The sequence below is a fragment of the Agrobacterium sp. Ap1 genome, assembly GCF_017313375.1.
GTDB lineage: Bacteria > Pseudomonadota > Alphaproteobacteria > Rhizobiales > Rhizobiaceae > Neorhizobium > Neorhizobium cellulosilyticum.
Map to the genome: position 1 here is coordinate 82,913 of NZ_JAFLMY010000016.1, position 18,881 is coordinate 101,793.

General features: G+C 58.3%; 14 protein-coding genes. 6 read left to right on the plus strand and 8 right to left on the minus strand.

Annotated elements, in window-relative coordinates; all coding sequences use genetic code 11:
- The first annotated feature begins 92 nt into the window (after positions 1 to 92).
- Both JZX87_RS23825 and purH read left to right on the plus strand, forming a co-directional pair.
- Entirely contained in the window at positions 93 to 1,769 is a 1,677-nt protein-coding gene (locus tag JZX87_RS23825; RefSeq protein ID WP_206828426.1) for a heparinase II/III family protein, read from the plus strand.
- Positions 1,770 to 1,852: 83 nt separating this feature from the next.
- Complete coding sequence (gene purH, locus JZX87_RS23830) at positions 1,853 to 3,469, plus strand: bifunctional phosphoribosylaminoimidazolecarboxamide formyltransferase/IMP cyclohydrolase (protein ID WP_206828397.1); 1,617 nt, start codon at positions 1,853 to 1,855, stop codon at positions 3,467 to 3,469.
- Between the two features lie 9 nt (positions 3,470 to 3,478).
- On the opposite strand, the gene JZX87_RS23835 is transcribed toward purH, so the two are convergent.
- Together JZX87_RS23835 and JZX87_RS23840 are read right to left on the minus strand one after the other, a co-directional pair.
- Positions 3,479 to 4,879, minus strand: a complete 1,401-nt coding sequence (locus JZX87_RS23835) for an MFS transporter (RefSeq protein WP_206828398.1) — start codon at positions 4,877 to 4,879, stop codon at positions 3,479 to 3,481.
- Between the two features lie 115 nt (positions 4,880 to 4,994).
- The gene (locus tag JZX87_RS23840; RefSeq protein WP_206828399.1) at positions 4,995 to 9,755 is read right to left on the minus strand and encodes an NAD-glutamate dehydrogenase; all 4,761 of its coding nucleotides are present in this window, start codon (positions 9,753 to 9,755) and stop codon (positions 4,995 to 4,997) included.
- Between the two features lie 298 nt (positions 9,756 to 10,053).
- Between JZX87_RS23840 and JZX87_RS23845 the strand changes: the two genes are divergently transcribed.
- A complete protein-coding gene (locus tag JZX87_RS23845; RefSeq protein ID WP_206828401.1) occupies positions 10,054 to 10,737 on the plus strand; it encodes a carbonic anhydrase in 684 nt (227 codons plus the stop codon).
- Between the two features lie 3 nt (positions 10,738 to 10,740).
- On the opposite strand, the gene JZX87_RS23850 is transcribed toward JZX87_RS23845, so the two are convergent.
- Positions 10,741 to 11,550, minus strand: a complete 810-nt coding sequence (locus JZX87_RS23850; RefSeq protein WP_183829580.1) for a lytic murein transglycosylase — start codon at positions 11,548 to 11,550, stop codon at positions 10,741 to 10,743.
- Between the two features lie 186 nt (positions 11,551 to 11,736).
- Positions 11,737 to 12,771 carry an aspartate-semialdehyde dehydrogenase gene (locus tag JZX87_RS23855; protein ID WP_148143793.1) on the minus strand — a complete coding sequence of 345 codons (1,035 nt, stop codon included), beginning with the start codon at positions 12,769 to 12,771 and terminating at the stop codon, positions 11,737 to 11,739.
- Positions 12,772 to 13,240: 469 nt separating this feature from the next.
- Between JZX87_RS23855 and JZX87_RS23860 the strand changes: the two genes are divergently transcribed.
- Positions 13,241 to 14,938 carry an MFS transporter gene (locus JZX87_RS23860; protein ID WP_206828403.1) on the plus strand — a complete coding sequence of 566 codons (1,698 nt, stop codon included), beginning with the start codon at positions 13,241 to 13,243 and terminating at the stop codon, positions 14,936 to 14,938.
- A 63-nt stretch (positions 14,939 to 15,001) separates the two neighbouring features.
- Here JZX87_RS23860 and leuB read toward each other — a convergent pair whose 3' ends face one another.
- The 3 genes from leuB to JZX87_RS23875 all read right to left on the minus strand — a co-directional run bounded on the left by leuB (position 15,002) and on the right by JZX87_RS23875 (position 17,175).
- Complete coding sequence (leuB, locus tag JZX87_RS23865) at positions 15,002 to 16,111, minus strand: 3-isopropylmalate dehydrogenase (RefSeq protein WP_206828405.1); 1,110 nt, start codon at positions 16,109 to 16,111, stop codon at positions 15,002 to 15,004.
- Between the two features lie 108 nt (positions 16,112 to 16,219).
- Positions 16,220 to 16,825 (minus strand): 3-isopropylmalate dehydratase small subunit, encoded by a 606-nt coding sequence (gene leuD, locus JZX87_RS23870; RefSeq protein ID WP_148143790.1) that lies wholly within the window; start codon positions 16,823 to 16,825, stop codon positions 16,220 to 16,222.
- 122 nt (positions 16,826 to 16,947) lie between these two features.
- Complete coding sequence (locus JZX87_RS23875) at positions 16,948 to 17,175, minus strand: hypothetical protein (RefSeq protein WP_206828407.1); 228 nt, start codon at positions 17,173 to 17,175, stop codon at positions 16,948 to 16,950.
- A 106-nt stretch (positions 17,176 to 17,281) separates the two neighbouring features.
- Here JZX87_RS23875 and JZX87_RS23880 point away from each other — a divergent pair, with 106 nt between their 5' ends.
- The gene (locus tag JZX87_RS23880; RefSeq protein ID WP_206828409.1) at positions 17,282 to 18,175 is read left to right on the plus strand and encodes an HpcH/HpaI aldolase/citrate lyase family protein; all 894 of its coding nucleotides are present in this window, start codon (positions 17,282 to 17,284) and stop codon (positions 18,173 to 18,175) included.
- The gene (locus JZX87_RS23885; RefSeq protein WP_148143787.1) at positions 18,172 to 18,378 is read left to right on the plus strand and encodes a DUF1737 domain-containing protein; all 207 of its coding nucleotides are present in this window, start codon (positions 18,172 to 18,174) and stop codon (positions 18,376 to 18,378) included. Before JZX87_RS23880 ends, JZX87_RS23885 begins: the two co-directional genes overlap by 4 nt.
- 11 nt (positions 18,379 to 18,389) lie before the next feature.
- Here JZX87_RS23885 and JZX87_RS23890 read toward each other — a convergent pair whose 3' ends face one another.
- Positions 18,390 to 18,827 carry a metallopeptidase family protein gene (locus JZX87_RS23890; RefSeq protein WP_206828410.1) on the minus strand — a complete coding sequence of 146 codons (438 nt, stop codon included), beginning with the start codon at positions 18,825 to 18,827 and terminating at the stop codon, positions 18,390 to 18,392.
- Positions 18,828 to 18,881 lie beyond the last annotated feature (54 nt).

Below are 18,881 nucleotides of genomic sequence, written 5' to 3' on the forward strand. Positions count from 1 at the left end.
TATTCACCATACCGACAGCATAGTTCTCATCCATCTAAAATTGATTCAGCTGATTTAGCGACAACCATTCCGGCGGAGAAACCAGAGTGACCATGCGGCTCGCCGATCGCCGAAGGCTTCTGGCTTCCGGTATGAAGGAAATGCGGCGGCGTTTACGCCTCCGCATCGCGCCTTATCGCGTCGCCTTGTCTGCTCCCCTGACATCGGTTCCCGAGCGTTTGATCGTCGCCCCGACGGACTTGCGTCCGGTTGATACCTTCATCGCGCATGAAATTCTCGACGGGCGTTTCCCCCTGGCTGGGCGAGTGCTCGAGACGCTGGGAGATTCACCGTTCGAACTGGAACTGCCTTCGCGGGCTTTTGCGGAGCGCCTGCACGGTTTTGGATGGCTTCGGCATATCCGGGCGGACAGGACGGAAGCGGGCTGCGCCCATGCTCGGCATATCGTGTCGGACTGGATCAATATCCATGGCCGCAGGCGCCGAGGCATAGGCTGGGAGCCGAATGTCGTGGCGACCCGCGTGATCGCCTGGCTTTCCCACTCAACGATCATTCTGCATGCGGCCGAAGCGGGTTTCTACCGACGGTTCATGAAGAACCTCGCTTATCAGATCAGCTATCTGCGGAAGATTGCCGGCAGTTGCCCGGATGCCGAAAGCCGGCTCAGAGTCAGAACGGCGCTGGCGATGGCATCCCTATCCGTACCGACGCGCGTCACGGGGATAAAGCGGGAGGCGCTGCTTCTCGACCGGGAACTCGATCGGCAGATTCTTGCCGACGGGGGACATGTTTCGCGTAGTCCGCGCGCAATCCTCGATATCCTGATCGACCTTTTGCCGCTCCGACAGACCTATATAAACCTCGGTCATGACGTACCCCAGAAGCTCATTCCGGCGATCGACCGGATGTATCCGGCCTTGCGCTTCTTCCGTCACCAGGATGGCGATCTCGCATTGTTCAACGGTGCCGGCTCGACCTCTGCCAGCGAGCTGATGTCCGTTCTGCGTTACGACGAATCCGCCGGAAAGCCGTTCAAGGCTTTGCCGCAGATGAACTATCATCGGCTCAACGCGGACAATACGATAATCATCGTCGACACAGGATGTCCGAGTTCGATCGTGGCATCAAGGGGTGCACATGCCGGTTGCCTCTCGTTCGAAATGTCATCGGGTCGCAATCGTTTCATCGTCAATTCCGGCTCGCCGAAATTCGCGAACCGCTTTTACAAGCATCTTGCCCGTTCAACCGCAGCCCACTCGACCGTCATCATTGAGGAGACATCGTCCAGCCGGGTGATCAACTCGTCTTTCGCCGGCTCTATCCTGATGCCGGGCGTTTCGAATATCGATGTCGAGCGCTGGGACGACAAACACGGCAATGACTGGCTGCGTGCCCGGCACAACGGTTACGCCGAGAATTTCGGCTATACCCATGAGCGCGAGATCGCGCTCAGCGCTGCGGGCGACAAGATCAAGGGATGCGACCGGCTGATCCCCGAAGAAGGACAAGGCAAGGATAGCCTGACGGCGATCGTGCGTTTCCATATTCATCCGGCGATCAATCTCTTCCGCAGGGATGGTGAAAGCATCGTTCTGGGCGCTCCAGATGGTGAGACCTGGATTTTTGCGGCACCAGGGCTCGACGTGCTGATCGACGAGGACGTCTTCTTCGCCGATGTTTCCGGTATGAGACCAAGCCAGCAATTGGCGATCGAAGCGCCGGTTCAGGGGCTTCGGGAGATACGCTGGATGTTGCGGCGGAGCGAATAGGCGTTTCTTCTTTGCGCCAGCTGTGCTAACCGCGGCCCATCCCCTTCCCGCCCCTTTGTGGCAAGCTCTTTCAGGAGAGACCGATGGCCGTTGCTTCCAAAAAAATCCCCGCTCCCGATCGCGTGAAAATCCGCACCGCATTGCTGTCCGTGTCGGACAAGGCCGGTATTATCGAACTGGCCAAGGCGCTTACCGAACAGGGCGTCAGGCTGCTCTCGACCGGCGGCACCCACAAAGCGATCGCCGCAGCCGGCCTTGCTGTCACCGATGTTTCCGAAGTCACCGGCTTTCCGGAAATCATGGATGGCCGGGTAAAGACGCTGCATCCGAATGTCCATGGGGGCCTGCTTTCGATCCGCGACGATGAGGAGCATGTCGCCGCGATGAAGCAGCATGGCATCGAGGGCATCGATCTTGCCGTCATCAACCTTTATCCGTTCGAGGAAGTGCGCGCCGCTGGCGGTGATTATCCGACGACGGTCGAAAATATCGATATCGGTGGCCCGGCGATGATCCGCGCCTCTGCCAAGAACCATGCCTATGTCGCGATCGTCACCGATCCGGCCGACTACGCGCCGTTGATCGAGGCGCTGAAGGCCAATGGCGGCGAGACGGAATATGCTTTCCGCCAGAAGCTGGCTGCCAAGGCCTATGCTCGCACCGCGGCCTATGACACGGCGATTTCCAACTGGTTTGCCGAAGCGCTCGAAATCGAGACGCCGGCTTACCGGACGATCGGCGGCGTGCTGAAGGAAGCCATGCGTTACGGCGAAAATCCGCATCAGAGCGCCGGTTTCTACGTGACGGGCGAGAACCGTCCGGGTGTTGCGACAGCTCAGCTGCTGCAGGGCAAGCAGCTTTCCTACAATAACATCAACGACACGGACGGCGCCTTCGAGCTGATCGGTGAGTTTGCGGCCGATCAGGGCCCGGCCTGCGCGATCATCAAGCACGCCAATCCCTGCGGCGTTGCCACCGGCTCGACGCTGAAGGACGCTTATCTGCGGGCACTGGCCTGCGACAGCACCTCTGCCTTCGGCGGCATCATTGCGCTCAACCAGCTTCTCGATGGTGAGACGGCGGAAGAGATCGTCAAGCTGTTCACCGAAGTCATCATCGCGCCGGAAGTGTCCGAAGAGGCAAAGGCGATCATTGCCAAAAAGCCGAACCTGCGCCTGCTCGTGACAGGCGGCCTGCCTGACCCGCGGTCGCGCGGCATTACCGCAAAAACGGTTGCCGGCGGCCTTCTGGTCCAGAGCCGCGATAGCGGCGTGATCGAGGATGTCGAGCTGAAGGTCGTCACCAAGCGCGCCCCGACGGCGACCGAGATGGAAGACCTGAAGTTTGCCTACAAGGTGGCCAAGCACGTCAAGTCGAACGCCATCGTCTATGCCAAGCAAGGCCAGACGGCGGGTATCGGCGCTGGCCAGATGAGCCGTATCGATTCCGCCCGGATCGCCGGCCTGAAAGCTGAGGATGCGGCCAGGGCGATGGGTTGGGCAGAGCCGATGACCAAGGGTTCGGCGGTTGCTTCGGAAGCCTTCTTCCCGTTCGCGGACGGCCTGCTTTCGGCGATTTCGGCCGGTGCTACCGCCGTCATCCAGCCGGGCGGTTCGATGCGCGATGCGGAAGTTATTGCCGCTGCCGACGAGCATAACGTCGCCATGGTCTTCACCGGCATGCGTCACTTCCGGCACTAAGGTGGCAACTTACTTAGCCGGAGTCTCTCCGGCTTTGTCGGCCGGGTATGGTGTTGCAATCAGCAGCGCCAGCCCCGCCACGAGGAAGATCAGCAGCGTTGCCATGCCAAGATGGGCGGAGCCCGTGGCATAGGTGACGATGGAGAAGGACAGGGTGGCGAGAAAGCTCGTCGCCCGTCCCGACAGTGCATAGATGCCGAAATAGCGCCCGGCTTCATCAAGTTCGATCGACCGCGCCAGATAGGAGCGCGACGAGGCCTGTACCGGGCCGAAGGCAATGCCGATCAACAGGCCGAACAGGACATAGGCCTTTTCCGCCGCGGTGCCGAACCAGCCCTGGCTGTCTTCCAGCGACAATGGAATCATCCCGAAAAACACACTACCCGGATTGGTGGAGATGATGCCGAGCGTTGCTATGAGCAACAGGACAAGGCTGATCAGCACGACGGTCTTGGAGCCTAACACCCTGTCCAGCGCACCTGCAGCCATGCAGCCGAAGATGGCGACAACGTTGAGGATGATGCCGTAAAGGCCGATCTCGATCGTCGCCCAACCGAACATGCCGGCGGCGAAAACGCCGCCGAGGATGAGCAGGCCGTTGACGCCATCCTGATAGAGCATGCGGGCGATCAGGAAGCGGGTGATGCTCCGACGCCGACGCAACTCGCCAAGCGTGCCGCGCAGCTCTGCCAAGCCGGAGCAGACGGCGGCTGCCAAGGGTAGGCCCTTTTTCGCATCAGGTGTGAAGAGGAACATCGGCAGAATGAAAACAAGATACCAGATCGCTGCAATCGGGCCGGTAATGCGGGCATCCTCGCCGAGCGCCGGATCAAGGCCGAGAAGCGGGGGGATGCCGATCAGCGTCAGGCCGGTTTCGGGATTTGCGGCAAGCAGCGTCACGACGGCGATCAACACGATCATGCCACCGAGATAGCCGAGACCCCAGGCGATGTTGGAAATCCTGCCGACCTCATCCCTGGAGACGAGGCGCGGCATCATGGAATCGTTGAAGACGATGGAGAATTCCGCCGCGATCGAGGCGAAGATCATCAGGGTGATCGGCAGGATCAGCGGGGAGCCGGGTGCGGCGAACCACAACATCAGCAGACACGCGATCTTCACGGCGGCAAAGCTTGCGATCCACGGCTTGCGTGCACCGGACTGATCGGCGATCGAGCCGAGAACCGGCGACAGGATGGCGATGACGATCGAAGAGACCGTCGCCATGTTGCTCCATGCCGCCTGGGCCGAGATCGGGTTGTCGGTCAGACGCGCGACGAAATAGGGGCCGAAGATGAAGGTCGTGACAACGGTGAAGAAGGGTTGCGCCGCCCAGTCGAACAGCATCCAGCCCCAGATACCGCGCCGGCTCGTTTTCGCCGGCGCTTTATCGATGTCGTGACCTCCCATCCAGTCCCTCGCGCTGGAGTACTTCCGCCTTTCTTTGAAAAGCGAAATTACTCTATCTCTTTATTTCACCGCAATTCCGGACGCAAAACCGGTTTCCACTTTTGCTGGAATTGCTCTATGCTAGACGACCGTGCGCGAGGTCTCCAAGCAGGCCGGCCGCGACGGAGATCTTGGGCAAGGTCAGGTCGCCGCTATCGCTGAGTGCCATCAGTTCGGCTCCTATGCGGTTCACACGCACGCGATCGGCGGCAATCCAGGCCTGTACCGGCTTCTTGTCCTTCCGATGTTCCGTGAGCGCCGTAATGACGATGTCACGCCGCGCGGAGGCAAGCTGCTGCAGACCACGGGAGAGCGCAAGGCTCTCGTAGTGGTCCGACGTGCTGATCCTTTCACCGGCAACGATCAGACGGTTGACACGGAAGGTCTTGGTGACGCCGAAATAGCTTTCGGCGGCGCGCGCCATGCTCTCGCCGGTTCGGTCGGCAATCAGCATGATTTCCGGAGCGATGACGAGAGCGGACAGCGTGCGGATCTCGGCGATCAGGCTTGCCGGAGCGCCCTGAGCCTCAAGTTCAGCTGCAAGCGGCGCCGTTTCGGCAATCACTTCCTCGGTCATTGTGCCATGCAGGCCCTTGATTGCAGACTTCAGCCTTGCAACGGCCTCGGTCAGGGGAGCCGCGCTGATCTGCGTCTGAAGCGCGAGATAGGTGCCTATGGTGATGATGCGGTTGATCTGCGCATGCAGATCGTTCTGAACCGATCCGGGAATGCGATTGTCCAGCGCATCAACCTCGGCCCAGAGACGCGGCAGGTCGAAGCCGTCACGGATGAGGAAGATCGCCTTGACGACATTCGCGGCCGTTGCGCCGGTCATGTCGCTCATCATCTGGATGAAGCCGGGACCGCCGCGGTTGACCGCTTCGTTTGCAAGAGCAGTCGCAACGATTTCGCGATGCAGGCGATGGTTTTCGATATCGCCGGCATAGGGTTTTTGCATCCTGGCCGGGAAATAGGCTTTCAGGATCGCCGCAAAATACGGGTCGTCCGGAATGGCGCTTTCGAGAAGCGCATCGAAGAGAACGATCTTCGAATAGGAGAGCAGAACGCCGATTTCCGGGCGGGTCAGCGGCTTGCCTGCCGCATAACGTTCGGCGAGTTCTGCGTCATCCGGCAGGGTTTCCACCTTGCGGTTGAGCTTGCCCTGGCCTTCCAGCACGGACATCATACGGGAGAGCTGTTCGCGGTTACCTATGCCCCTGCGTTCGATCAGCGAGATCGACAGAGGCTGGAGATAGTTGTTGCGAAGCACCAGTTCCGCCACTTCATCGGTCATCGACGCCAGAAGCTTGTTACGCTTGTCACGCGGCAGACGGCCGTCCTGCATGGCGGCATTGAGCGCGATCTTGATATTGACCTCGACGTCTGAGGAATTGACGCCGGCGGAATTGTCGATCGCATCTGAATTGCAGCGCCCGCCCGCGAGCGAATAGGCAATGCGGCCCTTTTGGGTGACACCGAGATTGGCGCCCTCGCCGATCACCTTGGCGTGCACTTCGCCCGCCGTGACGCGGATCGGGTCATTGGCGCGATCGCCGACTTCCGTATCCGTTTCGGCTGCCGCCCGGATATAGGTGCCGATGCCGCCGAACCAGAGGAGATCGGCTTCGCTCTTGAGGATCGCCGTCATGATTTCGAATGGCGTGGCCGCCGTCTTGTCGAGCCCGATCGCCGATGCCGCCTGTTTGGTCAGCTTTACCGATTTTTCCGAGCGCGAAATGATCATCGCACCTTCGGACAGCGTGCTGCGATCATAATCCTGCCAGCTGGAGCGCGGCAGGGTGAACATGCGACTGCGCTCCTTGAAGGATTTTTGGATATCCGGATCGGGGTCGATGAAGATATCGCGGTGATCGAAGGCTGCGATCAGGCGGATTTTTGGCGAGAGCAGCATGCCGTTGCCGAAGACGTCGCCGGACATGTCGCCGACGCCGATAACGTTGAACGGGGTCGTCTGGATATCGACATCCATTTCACGGAAGTGTCGCTTGACCGCTTCCCATGCACCGCGGGCGGTAATGCCCATCTTCTTGTGATCGTAACCTGCCGATCCGCCGGAAGCGAATGCGTCATCGAGCCAGAAGCCGGCTTCCTGCGCCAGCCCGTTGGCAGTGTCGGAGAAGGTTGCAGTGCCCTTGTCGGCGGCGACAACAAAATAGGGGTCGTCGCCATCGATGCGGATCGTGTCCTTCGGTCCGACGATCTCGCCCTCGATGATGTTGTCAGTGATCGAAAGGAGCGTGCGGATATAGGTCTTGTAGGCTTCCTTGCCGGCATTGAAGACTTCGTCACGCGAGCCACCGGCGGGCAGCATTTTCGGGAAGAATCCGCCCTTGGCGCCAACCGGTACGATAACGGCGTTTTTCACCTGCTGGGCCTTGACGAGGCCAAGCACTTCGGTCCGGTAATCCTCGCCACGATCCGACCAGCGCAGGCCACCGCGAGCAACCTTGCCGAAGCGGAGGTGCACGCCTTCGACCTCGGTGCCGTAAGCGAACATTTCGCGGAAGGGACGAGGCTGCGGCAGGCCGTCGAGAAGCTCGGGATCGAACTTGAAGGCCAGCATTCTCTTTGGTGCGCCGTTTTCATCACGCTGGAAATAGTTGGTGCGCAGCGTCGCATCGATGGCGTTGACGAAGCGCCGCAGCGTCCGGTCCTCGTCGAGGCTGGGCACGGCCGAAAGGCTGATCTCGATGGCGCCATGAAGCTGTATCAGCTTCTTCGTCCGTGCCTTTTCAGCGAGATCCGGGTCGAAACTGGTCTGGAAAAGCTTGAAGATGGTCGCTGCCGCTTCGGGATATTTTACCAGCGTATCGGCGATATAGGCCTGGGAATAAACGATGCCGGTCTGGCGCAGATAACGGGCATAGGCACGCAGAACAGTGGTTTCGCGGGCAGAGAGGCCGGCCAGCAGAACAAGGCGGTTGAAGCCGTCATTGTCGACCGATCCTTCGAATGCCAGAAGAAACGCCTCTTCCAACAGCGGACCTTCCTGTGAAAGGTCGATCTCGCGTCCATCTCGGAGCTGCAATTCCATGTCATGCAGGACGATCAGTTTAGCATCCGGACCGACGTGGATTTCGAAAGTCTGCTCGCTGACCACCCGGAAGCCGAGGTTTTCCAGAAGCGGCACCCGGCGCGACAGCGAGAGGTGGTGGTCGCCATGGAAGATCTTCAGCGAGACGCTGTTGGCTTCATCCGTCGGGCGCTTGTAGAATTCGATACGGATGGTTTCGCCGGAAGCGCAGGCGGCGATGTCCGGCAGGTCGGCAAAGGTTTCTTCCGGCGTGAAGGCTTCCTGGAAGGCATTGGTTACAGAAAGCCGGGGGCCGTTTTCGGCCAGAAGCGAGAACTGCTCTTCCCATGGCGTGGAGATCAGGCGGATTGTTTCCTCGAGCTTCGCCTGGCTTATGCGGGGCGTCTTGCCGCCGCGGCGCCCGATGATGAAATGTACGCGTGCCACACCGCCTTCTGGGAAAGCGGGATAATAGGCCGATACGTGGCCCTCGAATACGCGCGCCAGATAGGCACCGACCTTTTCCCGGACCAGTGAATTATAGTCCTCGCGCGGCACGTAAACGATGGTCGAGACGAAGCGGTCGAAATGATCGATGCGGGCGAGAGCGCGAACACGCGGCCTTTCGCTCAGCTCCATGATCTGTTCGCAGAATTTCGCCAGAAGGTCCGTATCGATCTGGAAAAGATCATCACGCGGATAGGATTCGAGCGTGTTTTCCAGCATCCGGCCGGAATGACTATAGGGATCGAAACCGAAATGCTGGTCGATGCCTTCGACCTTTGTTCTCAGCAGCGGAATTTCACGCACGGACTGGGTATAGGCGGTTGCGGTGAAGAGGCCGACAATCCGCAGTTCCCCGACGACGTGACCGTTCTCATCAAAGCGTTTCACACCGATATAATCCATATAGGCGCGACGATGGACGACGGATTTTACGTTGGCCTTGGTGACAATGAGAAACTGTGGCCCATCGAGAAATTCGAGAATTTCCGGTGTGGTCGTTACCTGATCCTTGCCTTGGCGCAAAACCAGCACATCCGGATCGGAGAGCATGCCGAGGCCCCTGCCCTTGCCGCGTTCCACTGTCGCCTTGGATCCCTTGCCGGAGTAGACGTATTCACGCATTCCGAGGAAGGTAAAATTGTCGTCCCGTAGCCAATCGAGGAAGGCCAATGCCTCTTCGCGATTGGCGCCCTTGCGGGGCTTGGCATTCAAAAGCTGCTTGGCGGCGCCATCCATGGTGTCGAGCATGGCGGACCAATCGGTGATCGACAGATGCACCTGATCGAGGATGAAGCGGATGCGCTCGATCAGGAGATTGGCCTGCTCCTCGTTCAACTGAGCGATATGCAGCTGGATGAGGCTGACCTGATGCGCTGGGTCGGTCGGCTCGTCATTGCTGCGCAGTACCGGCTCCTTGCCCGGTTCGATCGTCAAGATCGGGTGCACGGCCATGACGATACCACGGTGGCTGGCTGTTACTTCGCCCATCACGGAATCGAACAGGAACGGCATGTTCCGGTCGATTACGGTCAAAACCCAGACGGGTATCCCGTCGGGTTCGATGCCGGGTATCTGGGTGACGGTGATATCGGCACGGACGCGGTTCCACGCCTTGACGCGGGCTGCAGCATGGGCTGCAGCGATCCCGAGCATTTCCGGTGTGTAGCTTGAAAGATCGTCGTCGCTTGCACGTCCGAACAGAATGGCTGGATCGAGAAAGTCCTTGCCGGCTTCGCTCGCGAATGATCGCGCCCCATCCATCTGCTTGCTGCGCTTGGGGCTATTCTTCCAGACCATGATCTCTCCCTTTTCTGGCTGAATGCTGCAGAGAACGGCGCGAATCCGTCCACGGCGGAGCAGTTAGCACTGTTTTGCTCACCAATCTTGACAGGAATTGGCAAAGAATTGTTGCCACGACAATAAACTCGATTTTTTCAGCATGTGATCATGAATATAGCCCTTCATCGCCTCATATCTTCATAGGATCTGCAAATAGGTCCAATTCAAAATACTATGAGGCCAAAGCGAGTGAGCAACCGGATTGCGCGTAACGGGCCGTTGATCTTGGTTCAAAGGCATAATATTCGTAGCCCTCATGACCTATTTCCCAGCCAAACTGCTTGCGGGTTACCGCAACTTCATGAGCGGCCGCTACACCGATGAGCGCGAGCGTTACCGTGTTCTTGCCGAAAACGGGCAGAAGCCTCACACGCTGCTGATTGCCTGTTGTGACTCACGCGCCGCGCCGGAAACGATTTTCGACTGTGGTCCGGGTGAGCTTTTCGTGGTTCGCAACATCGCCAACATGGTGCCGCCCTACGAGCCGGACAGCCAGTTCCATGGCACGTCAGCTGCGCTTGAATATGCAATCCAGGTGTTGAAGATCCGCGATATCGTTGTCATGGGCCATGGCCGCTGCGGTGGCATTCAGGCGGCGCTGGATCCGACGCTCGAGCCGCTTTCCCCGGGCGATTTCATCGGCAAGTGGATCGGTCTTGTCAGGCCTGCGGCCTCACAGATCCAGAGCAATGACCTGATGACGGCGTCGGAGCGTCAGACGGCGCTCGAGCGGGTCTCCATCCGCAATTCGATCGCCAATCTGGCGAGTTTCCCGTTTATCAAGACTTTGACCGAAAAGGGTGAACTCTCGGTTCACGGCGCCTGGTTCGACATATCGAGTGGAGAACTTTGGGTGATGAATGAGAAGGGCGACTTCATGCGCCCGGATCTCGAAGCAGAACTGGCGCCCCTCCAGGAGGACGAAGCGCCAGCCCCCTGATGCTTATTTACCGTCGATCTGCGCGCCCATATAGGCGATGGCGCGCTGATAGACCGTTGCTGCATTCCAGCCCTGGATGGCTACGAAGCTCGGTTCGCCTGGCTGGTAGCCGGCGCCGTTCACCCAGCCATGGCCCTTCAGGAAGTTCGCGGTGGATGCAAGCGCATCGGCACGCGAGCCAACCATATCGATATGGCCGTCGCCATCACCATCGGCACCGTAACGAATGACGTTGAGTGGAAGGAACTGGGTCTGGCCGATTTCGCCATGGGCGGCGCCCTTGGCGGTCGTGCTCAGATCGCCGCGGGCGACAAGTTTGAGCGCAGCATAGAGCTGTTCGGTGAAATAATCCGAGCGACGGCAATCATAAGCAAGCGTTGCCACGGCGGACAGTGTGTGCTGGTTGCCCATGAAACGGCCAAAGCCGGTTTCCATGCCCCAGATGGCGATGATCGGACCGGCGGGCACGCCATAACGGCGTTCGAGGCGGTCGAAGAGCCCCGCATTGGCCGCCTTCATCTTCTTGCCTTGCGAGATGATGGTCGTGGCGCCACGCCTTTTCAGGAATTCGTCGAAGGAAAGCTTGAAGCTCTTCTGGCCACGATCGGCGCTGATGGTCGGGCGATTGTAGGAAACGTTGGCGAACGCACGATCAAGCACAGCCGGGCTGATACCGTTTGAAGGAGCAACGCTCTTGAAATCCTGCACCCAGCGATCGAAGCCGGATGAATCATTGCCGCATTGCTGCGCAGCAGCTGGGCCTGCAATAGCCAATGTAGTGAAGGCCAGTCCTGCGAGTAGAAGCTTTTTCATGCTTTAATCCGTGTTTGCCGTTCAGCGGCGGTGCATCCCTACCCCACTATTCATTGCAAACGCGGCCGGTTGCAAGAAAACACCGCCCCGGCACCATGAATAGTTCGTGAGGACATCCTTACGAAAAGAAAACCCCGCCCAATGGCGGGATTTTCTAAATCGATATGCTTAACAATTTCTGATTTTTCAGGCTGCAGCCTGGCGCGGCTTGATGAGGCCACGGTTGACCAGCAATTCTGCGATCTGGATGGCGTTCAAGGCAGCGCCCTTGCGCAGGTTATCGGAGACGACCCAGATGTTGAGGCCGTTCTCAACCGTTGCATCCTCGCGAATACGGGAGATGTAGGTCGCATCTTCGCCGGCGGATTCGACCGGTGTGATGTAGCCACCATTCTCATGCTTGTCGATGACGAGGCAGCCTGGTGCTTCGCGCAGGATGTCACGCGCCTGATCGGCAGTGATCTCGTTTTCGAACTCGATGTTGACCGATTCGGAGTGACCGATGAAGACCGGAACGCGAACTGCGGTGCAGGTTACCTTGATCTTCGGGTCGAGCATCTTCTTGGTCTCGGCGAGAACCTTCCACTCTTCCTTCGTATATCCGTCTTCCATGAAGACATCGATATGCGGGATGACGTTAAAGGCGATGCGCTTGGTGAACTTCTTCGATTCGATCGGATCGGCAACGAAGACGGCACGCGTCTGGGTGAAGAGTTCGTCCATGCCTTCCTTGCCGGCGCCGGAGACCGACTGGTAGGTGGAGACGACGACGCGCTTGATCTTGGCGAAATCATGCAGCGGCTTCAGTGCCACGACGAGCTGGGCAGTCGAGCAATTCGGGTTTGCGATGATGTTCTTCTTGGTGAAGCCAGAGACCGCATCCGGGTTTACTTCTGGAACGATGAGCGGCACTTCGGCATCATAACGCCATGCGGACGAGTTATCAATGACGACGCAGCCCTGCGCTCCGATCTTCGGCGACCACTTCTTGGAAACATCGCCGCCGGCGGACATCAGGCAGATGTCGGTCGTCGAAAAATCGTAGTTTTCCAGGTTGGAAACCTTGAGCGTCTTGTCGCCGAAGGAGACCTCGGTGCCCTGTGAACGGGCAGAAGCCAGCGCAACAACCTCAGAAGCCGGAAAGCCGCGCTCTGCCAGGATGTTAAGCATTTCCCGGCCGACATTGCCGGTAGCACCGGCGACTGCAATCTTGAAACCCATGTCTATGCTCTCTTTCTGTCTCTCCTCGGTCTTGTGAGGGGGAAGCCGAGCCATTTGGCACGGTGTTCCTTGTCCCCGGCCTTACCGGGGAGAGAGCGGCGGCCAGAGACGTCAGACGGTTTTCGTCGTCGTTTTGGCCATGGTTTTGGAGAAAGCGAAAAAACGCTGTCCGGCTTGATCAGCCGGCAGGCAAGATGCAGCGATGTCAAAGTCGCAGGCGATCATTTGGGCGTTTTCCCGTTCGCGCATGTGTTTAGAACATTTTGGAATGGAGTCAAGCTGCGTGGAGCATCCATGCGGCCTCGCTTGAAAGCCGCTCTTTAGACGAAAGTCATAATCCCAAAGCATCACTCACCGGATGTCCTGATTTCTGTCAATCTGAGAGCATCGCGTTACGGTTGTTTTGGCAAAGGAGGAAAGGCCAAAACAGTTACTAGGGCGCGTGGTTTCACCTTGTGGGAGGACGACAATGGCAAATGTCGCAACGGCGGCTGATAGCAGAACAAAGCCGATGACGCCCGAAGAGAGGAAGGTGATCATCGCCTCCTCGCTCGGTACTGTGTTCGAGTGGTACGATTTCTATCTTTACGGAACGCTGGCTGCGATTATCGGCAAGCAGTTCTTCTCGCAATTCCCACCGGCTACGCAGGCGATTTTCGCACTCCTGACATTTGCCGCAGGCTTCCTGGTCCGGCCGTTCGGCGCCCTGGTCTTCGGTCGCCTCGGTGACCTGGTTGGCCGAAAATACACATTTCTTCTCACCATCTTGATCATGGGTCTATCGACCTTCGCTGTCGGTCTTCTGCCGAGCTATGACCAGATCGGTGTCATTGCCCCCATCATTCTTGTGCTGCTTCGCATGGCACAAGGCCTGGCGCTGGGTGGCGAATATGGCGGTGCGGTGGTCTATGTTGCCGAGCATTCGCCGCGCAACAGGCGCGGTTTCTACACTGCCTGGATCCAGACCACGGCCACATTGGGCCTGCTTCTGTCACTGTTCGTGATCGTGACCTTGCGCATGAATCTCGGTGAGGAGGCATTCCAGACGACGCAGCCGATCTTATTCGGCCTTCAAGGCGGATGGCGCATTCCCTTCCTCCTGTCGATCATCCTGCTGATCATCTCGATCTACATTCGTCTGCAGATGCATGAATCACCGCTCTTCAAAAAGATGAAGGAAGAAGGAACCCAGTCGAAGGCGCCGCTTTCTGAAGCTTTCGGCACCTGGAACAACGGCAAGATCGTGCTAATCGCGCTGTTCGGCCTCGTGATCGGTCAGGCGGTCGTCTGGTATACGGGGCAGTTCTATGCCCTGTTCTTCCTGCAGACCGTGCTGAAGGTCGATCTTCTCACTGCCAACGTGCTGATCGCCTGGGCGCTGATCATCGCTACCCCCTTCTTCCTGGTGTTCGGTTCGCTCTCTGACCGGATCGGACGCAAACCGGTGATCCTGGCGGGCTGCATCCTTGCGGCAGCGACTTACTTTCCGCTGTTCAGTGCGCTAACAACGGCTGCCAATCCGACCTATGCCAACGCTATCGAGACAGTGAAGGCAGAGGTATCGGCTGATCCCGCTACTTGCGGCTCGCTGTTCGACCCGGTCGGGATTCGCACCTTCACGACACCTTGCGACGTGATGCGCCGAACCATGTCGCAGCAGGCCTTCCGCTATACACAGGTGAGCGCACCTGTCGGTTCGCCGGCCCAGCTCATCATCAACGGCGGTACCCCGATCGTCTTCACGGATGCTCCGGCTTTCAGTGCAGCGCTCGGTCCTGCCATGGTGGCGGCCGGCTATCCGGCAGCCAATGACCCGGCAAAGGTCAAGGTCGACGGGTTCTTCGCTGCGCTTGCCAACGGTCAGTCGCTGAAAATCATCGCAATCCTGACGGTCATGGTCATCTACGTGACCATCGTCTACGGCCCGATCGCTGCTGCACTTGTCGAGTTCTTCCCGACCCGCATCCGCTATACGGCGATGTCGCTGCCTTACCACATTGGTAACGGCTGGTTCGGTGGCTTGCTACCGGCCACATCCTTCGCGATCGTCGCCTCTACCGGCGATATCTTCGCGGGTCTTTGGTATCCCGTCCTATTCGCGCTGATGACGGTCGTTATCGGTGCCCTCTTCGTCCGCGAGAAGCGGGACGTCGATCTGGCGAACTGAGGCGGATCAGCATAAAAAAGGGCCCGGCACATCGTGCCGGGCTCTTTCGTTATTTTTCGCGGGTTAGGCCGAAAGTGCCTGAAATTCCTTGAGAATTGCGTCGCCCATCTCGGTCGTGCCGACCTGGCGGCAACCTTCCCCCATGATGTCGCCGGTGCGGATGCCCTTGTCGAGAACCGTGGCGATCGCCTTCTCGAGATGATCGGCTTCCGCAATCATGTTGAACGAATAACGCAGGCACATGGCGAAGGAGGCGATCATCGCGATCGGGTTCGCGATTCCCTTTCCGGCGATGTCCGGTGCCGAACCGTGCACGGGTTCATACATGGCCTTGCGCTGGCCGGTCTTGGCATCCGCTGCACCAAGCGAGGCGGAAGGCAGCATGCCGAGCGAGCCGGTCAGCATGGCGGCCACATCCGACAGCATATCGCCGAAGAGATTGTCGGTGACAATGACGTCAAACTGTTTTGGGGCGCGCACCAGCTGCATGCCGCCGGCATCGGCCAGCATATGCTCCAGCTTGACGTCCGAATAGGAGCGCTTGTGGGTTTCGGTCACGACCTGGTTCCACAGAACGCCGGACTTCATGACATTGCGCTTTTCCATCGAGCAAACGGTATTCTTGCGCGTGCGGGCAAGCTCGAAGGCAACACCGGCGATACGTTCGATCTCGTAAGTGTCGTAAATCTGCGTGTCGATGCCGCGTTTCTGGCCGTTGCCGAGATCGATGATTTCTTTCGGCTCACCGAAATAAACGCCGCCGGTCAGTTCGCGAACGATGAGGATGTCGAGGCCTTCGACGAGTTCCGGTTTCAGCGACGAAGCGGAGGCCAGTGCCGGGTAGCAGATTGCCGGGCGCAGGTTGGCGAAAAGCTCCATATCCTTGCGCAGACGCAGGAGGCCGGCTTCGGGGCGAACCTCATAGGGAACCGTATCCCATTTCGGGCCACCGACGGCGCCGAACAGAACGGCATCCGCCGCCATTGCCTTGGCCATGTCCTCTTCGGAAATCGCAACGCCGTGTGCATCATAGGCGCTACCGCCGACAAGGCCTTCGTCGAGCGAGAAATCGGCCTTCATTGCATCATTCATGTAGGCGATGATCTTGCGCACTTCGCCCATGGCTTCAGGGCCGATACCGTCACCGGGAAGAAGGAAGAGGTTCTTTGCCATTCGTCTGCTGTCCTTGCAGGTTCTGCAGGCTCACAATCCCTCACGCAGCATTGCTGCGCCTGGAAAACCCCTTATCCGAGCCTGCCGCAGGACAAGGGGCCTTATCCATTAGAGCCAAGGACGATCGCTGCGGTTCTTCGTCTCAAAGCTCGCGATTGCAGCATCGCTTTTCAGCGTCGAGGCAATGTCATCCAACCCTTCGAGAAGGATCTGGCGACGACCGGCGTCGATATCGAAATGAAGACGGCCACCATCCGGGCCGGTAATTTCCTGGGCTTCAAGATCGACCGTCAGGATGGCATTCGAGCCACGCTCTGCGTCATCCATCAGCTTCTCCAGATCTTCGGGGCTGACGACGATCGGCAGGATGCCGTTCTTGAAACAGTTATTGTAGAAAATGTCGGCGAAGCTGGTGGAGATTACGCAGCGAATGCCGAAATCCAGCAATGCCCAGGGAGCGTGTTCGCGGGACGAACCACAGCCGAAATTGTCGCCGGCAACGATGATTTTGGCATCGCGATAAGCCGGTTTATTCAATACGAAATCAGGGTTCTCGGAACCATCCTCGCGATAACGAGCCTCGGCGAACAGGCCCTTTCCAAGACCAGTGCGCTTGATCGTCTTTAGATAGTCCTTCGGAATGATCATGTCGGTGTCGACATTGACAACCGGAAGGGGGGCGGCAACGCCCGTCAGCTTTTCGAATTTTTCCATGATCGGCCTCCACGAAGACTTTATAGCGCTGCCATAAAGTATTTTCAGGAGAATTTGAAGTCCGATTCAGTACCAATCGGTACGCCGTTCGGCGGCGCACCATGACCGGCTGATTTAAGGACTTACATGTCGATGATGGTACCGCGACCGTCGTTCCAGACGCGCATCTCACTCTGCCTGCTCTTGGCACGAACCGGCACAGGTTTCAGTTTGTTCGAGAGCATCTTTCCGATGGAAAGAATGGCAAGCGTTCCCATGAATGCAATCGTCAGCGATGCAGTCAAAAGAGCTGCTGCAGCGAGCAGGGCAATTGCCGTGACGATAACGAAAAAGGACCGAATGTTTTGCATGTCCAAACCTTTCTTCGTGTGAAAATGTGGGCCTTGTCATCCCGGCTTGCAAGAGGCTCATGCGGGTTTGATTGCCGGGATCGCAAAATATTGGCAAAAGAAGGCGATGGAGTTCTTGAAAAATCATATCGCGCCGGTTCGTCGTTCGCTTCTCAGCGTTCCTGCCGACAATAAGCGTGCCTTGGAAAAAGCGCCGGGCCTTGATTGCGATGGCGTGATCTACGACCTCGAAGATTCCGTTGCGCCCGAGAAAAAGGCGGAAGCACGCGACAATCTCGCGAATGCTTTCTCGCAACAATGCCAGTCGCAACAGGAACGGATCGTCCGCATCAATCCGCTCGAAAGCGGATTCGGGGAAGATGATCTGAAACTGGTTGCGCAGATCCTGCCGGATGCGGTTGCTCTTCCCAAGGTCGAACATGCCGACGAAATCGCTGCGGTGGGCGATATGCTTACCCGGTTTGCTCCGGCGAGATCGATCGCTTTGTGGGCGATGATCGAGACCCCGAAAGGTGTTCTGAATGCCGCGTCGATTGCGGTGGCCGAGAACGGCCCGAAATGTCTTGTGGTCGGCTCGAATGACCTGCGTAAGGAGACCGGGGTTCTGCCTCAGCCGGGGCGTGCTTATCTCGTGCCATGGCTGATGCAGATCGTGCTTGCCGGCCGCGCCCATGGCGTCGATGTGATCGACAGCGTGTTCAACGATTTCAAGGACGATGCCGGATTTGCCGCCGAATGTGCGCAGGGCAGGGCAATGGGCTTTTCAGGAAAAATGCTCATTCACCCGGCGCAGATCGACATTGCCAACCGGCATTTCGGGCCGGATCCGCAGGCCATCGCCCAAGCGGAGGCGATCGTTTCGGCTTTCGAAAGGCCGGAGGCGCAAGGCCTCAACGTTATCAACCTTGATGGAAAAATGATCGAGCGCCTTCACTTCGAGGAGGCTAAGACACTTCTGGCGCAGGCCGCCATGATTTTTGCAAGAAAGAAGTCCCAATGAAACTTTATCGACTGCTGACCGCTCCGGACGATGCCTCATTCTGCCACAAGGTAACGGCCGCCCTGAACAAGGGATGGGAACTTTACGGTTCGCCGACCTATGCCTTCAACGCTGCAACCGGGATCATGCAGTGTGGTCAGGCGGTGACGAAGACCGTAGAGGGCAAGGATTATCATCCGGATATAAAGCTCGGCGAACAATAGGATGCCGCGGGTCAGCGCTGGGTGGCATTCTCGGCGCTGGCCTCGATCCGCTCCATGTCTTCGTCGCTCAGACCGAAGTGGTGGCCGATTTCATGGATCAGCACATGGGTGATGATATCACCCAGGGTTTCCTCGTTTTCAGCCCAGTAGTCCAGGATCGGGCGGCGGTAGAGCCGGATCCGGTTCGGAAGCTCTCCCGTTTCCACGGTAAACCGTTCGGAAATTCCACGCCCTTCGAAAAGGCCAAGCAGATCGAACGGCGTTTCCAGCGCCATGTCCTCGAAAACGTCGTCGTCCGGGAAATCTTCGATCTCAATGGTGAGATTGGTGGTGAGGGCCCTGAATTCTTCCGGAAGATGACCATAGGCATCGATCGCAAGCGACTCGAACGTGCTTATCGTTGGCGCATGGCGATCCTGCCAGTCGTCTGTTTGGTCAATGCGAGCCATTGGTTCTCCCTTTGTGAGAGACATATAAGGCCGATGATCCTTTTTTTCGAGATA